Annotated in this window: 2 protein-coding genes and 1 pseudogene; all 3 read right to left on the bottom strand. The window is 70.4% G+C overall.

Annotated features, from left to right (window positions below; genetic code table 11):
- Positions 1–78 precede the first annotated feature (78 nt).
- Positions 79–660, bottom strand: coding sequence for an FxsA family membrane protein (fxsA, locus tag O3Q52_RS52100; protein WP_269655398.1), 582 nt, complete (start codon positions 658–660; stop codon positions 79–81).
- 199 nt (positions 661–859) lie between these two features.
- The gene (locus tag O3Q52_RS52095; protein WP_189839824.1) at positions 860–1,627 is read right to left on the bottom strand and encodes a polyprenol monophosphomannose synthase; all 768 of its coding nucleotides are present in this window, start codon (positions 1,625–1,627) and stop codon (positions 860–862) included.
- A 502-nt stretch (positions 1,628–2,129) separates the two neighbouring features.
- Positions 2,130–2,302 (bottom strand): annotated as a pseudogene (locus O3Q52_RS52090) (amidohydrolase); the annotation flags it as partial.

The following is a 2,302-nucleotide window of genomic DNA, read 5'->3' as shown; positions in this document are numbered from 1 at the left end:
TGGGGGTTCGGGGGCGGAGCCCCCGAGTAAGTGACGGGATTGGGTAGGGGCGGCGGGGGCGAAGAAAACCCCTCGGCGTCAGCCGTTCAGCGGAGGCCTCGGGCCCGCGTCTTCCTGGCGACGGTCCTGCGGCTCGTCGCGGATGACCTCACCCGGAACAACCTTGCCGTCAGGCCGATGGATACGCGCCTGCTGGAAGGCACCCCCGAGCGTCCCGGCGCCGGCCTCCCGCATCTTCCGCTCGAACGTCCGCTCCGCATACCGACTCAGCCCCTTCTGAACCGGCGGCACCAGCAGAAGCAGCCCGAGCGCGTCGGAGATCAGACCGGGCAGCATCAGCAGCAGCCCACCCAGCATCATCAGACCGTTGCCCTCGGAATTCGTACCGCCCTGCGGCAGCGCCCCGCTCTGCTGTTGCTGCAGCGTCTCGCTCAGCGCGCGAAACGCCCGGCGTCCGGCCCGCTTGATGACCACGGAGCCGAGGACGAATCCGGCGACCAGCAGCAGGAAGACCATGAAGCCGCTCGTGGCACCCGCCACCACGATCAGCAGCCAGATCTCCAGCACCAGCCATGCGGCGATGCCGAGCGGCAGGTACCGGAGCGGGCCGGAGCGCCGGGGCCGTGCGGAGTGGGGCGGAGTCGAAGCGCCAGTCGTCATGCGTCCAGTGTGCCTGGGCACGGCTCAGTACGGGATAAACGCGAGGTCAGCACAGCCTGTGAAGCCAAGCCACCCGCCCTGTCAGCCGGACCGCGACGTCAGCCGGACCACAGGTCCGGACAGACCGGCCGGACCGGCAGCCGGACCACACAACGAACCAGGACTCAGGACTCTCTGCGCCCGCGGAACGAACCGGGCCTCAGCCCTTCCGACGCCCCCGAATCCGATCCGCCCGCTCCCCGACCCCCCACGTGGTCACCCTCCACAGGGCCTCCACCAGGATGTCGCGGCTCATCTTGGAGTCGCCCAGTTCGCGCTCGACGAAGGTGATGGGCACCTCGACGACGTGATATCCGGCCTTGACGGCCCGCCGCGCCAGGTCGACCTGGAAGCAGTAGCCCTGCGAGGAGACCTCGCCGAGGCCGAGGCCCTCCAGGGTCTCGCGGCGGAAGGCGCGGTAGCCGCCGGTGACGTCGCGGATCGGCACGTCGAGCATGACGCGCGAGTACAGACTGCCGCCGCGCGAGATGAACTCACGGGACTTGGGCCAGTTGACCACGCGCCCGCCCGGCACCCAGCGGGACCCGAGCACGAGATCGGCCCCCTTGAGCGCGGTGAGCAGCCGGGGCAGTTCCTCGGGCTGGTGCGAGCCGTCGGCGTCCATCTCGACCAGGACGCCGTATCCGTGCTCCAGGCCCCAGCGGAAGCCCGCGAGGTAGGCGGCGCCGAGGCCTTCCTTGCCCTTGCGGTGCAGCACGTGGACCTGGTCGTCCTCGACGGTCAGTTCGTCGGCGAGTTTACCGGTGCCGTCGGGGCTGTTGTCGTCGGCGATCAGAACGTGCGCCGCGGGCACGGAGGCCCGCACGCGGCCGACGATCGCCTTGATGTTCTCCGCCTCGTTGAAGGTCGGGATGATCACCAAGGTCGTGCCGAGCGGACCGAACTGTCGCCCACCGCCGTCGTTCACAGCTTCCCCTTAAGACTTCCGTGCGAGGGGCTCCACCATAGCGAGCGTCGCTCTTCAGGCCGGTGAGGCATCGAGGTGAAAGTTCCCGGAAGGGGACAGGACTGCGGATCGGGGCCCGGCGCCCTTCGGGCCGACCTGGGACCCGCTGGCTGCGGGTCGACCGAAAGCCGTTGTCTACTGAGCGTCCGGGCCCCACCCGGGTCACACCATCCGAGCCGGAACGTTCCCTCGCCCCGTGGCGCGGGCGCTGAGCCTGGCTCCCAGTGGTGGTGTACCGGTGCGGCACACCACCCCTGACCCAACTGCGCTGCGGCGACTGCGCGGAAGTTCACCGGTCGGACGTCCGGTGGTGGACCCGGCCGAACCTACCGGCCACCTGCTGCTCGCTGTCAACAGCCGTGTGACCTGGGAGTTTTCCCTCAAACCCCTGGTCAGCGCGGAGGATACGCAGGTCGCGCGACGGCGCGCCGGGCCATGATCGACGCCGCGCCACCCCGGGACATCACTCGTCCGGCCGTACGAATACCGTCCGTCCGCCCACGACCGTACGCAGACAGACGGGCAGTCGCGCGCCGGGCGTGAGGTCGGGCAGTCCGGGGGTGCCGGAGCGCGGGTCGGCCGACCAGCGGGCGACCCGGCCGCCCGGGGCCTGGACGACGAGCTCGTCGGTGCGCC

The organism is Streptomyces sp. ActVer (genome assembly GCF_027270795.1).
Taxonomy (GTDB): Bacteria; Actinomycetota; Actinomycetes; order Streptomycetales; family Streptomycetaceae; genus Streptomyces; species Streptomyces umbrinus_A.
The sequence above is the reverse complement of the archived record's forward strand: the minus strand, read 5'-3'. Positions and strand labels throughout refer to the sequence as shown.

Excerpts from the sequence above, each read along its gene's own strand:
- fxsA (WP_269655398.1), bottom strand. The coding sequence starts at position 660 with ATGACGACTGGCGCTTCGACTCCGCCCCACTCCGCACGGCCCCGGCGC.